The sequence below is a fragment of the Campylobacter sp. RM19072 genome (assembly GCF_024723485.1).
In the GTDB taxonomy this organism is placed as follows: Bacteria; Campylobacterota; Campylobacteria; order Campylobacterales; family Campylobacteraceae; genus Campylobacter; species Campylobacter porcelli.
In genome coordinates, this window is record NZ_JANQCU010000060.1 from 1 (window position 1) to 543 (window position 543).

The 543-nt window shown below is 30.6% G+C and carries 1 protein-coding gene; it reads right to left on the reverse strand.

Annotated elements, in window-relative coordinates:
• Nucleotides 1–371: 371 nt before the first annotated feature.
• A partial coding sequence (locus tag CSUIS19072_RS08455) for a major outer membrane protein (RefSeq protein WP_337212281.1) occupies nt 372–543 on the reverse strand: 172 nt, incomplete at its 5' end.

Consider the following 543-nt stretch of genomic DNA (forward strand, 5'->3'; position numbering starts at 1 on the left):
AAAAGCCTTTCAAGGTTGCTGAGCTACGCTCAGATTTATCATTTGATGGCACTACGAAAAATAAGAGCGAAGCTACCTTGCCCTTCCTACTTAAAAAAGAAAAATTTCTTTTATATCTAAACTTTTGAAAAAACCTTTTATGGTTCTCAAACTATCACTTGACGATTTTTTGCTTCTTAAAAAGCCCAAGCAATCTTTACAACACACTATTTATTACTAAAGATTTTATCAAAATTCGACTTTAGGAAATTTAAATTTCATTAATTAATTAAAATTACAAAGATAAGAAAAATAAAGAATTAAAAAAGCATAAAAAAGGGAGCCCAGCCATAAATAGCCAGGCTCCCCAAAGAGATTAAACCCTATTAAAATTAGAAGTTATATCTAGCTTCAAATCTTAGGTGTTTAGCATCTCCTTTATCGCCACTGTCTCTATCAATGTATGAGTACCAAGTTTTGAAGTTAAGTTTTTTGCTATATTTATAATCTACTCTAGCTACTGCTTCATACTCATCAACAGATACATTACCACTAGTTACTCTA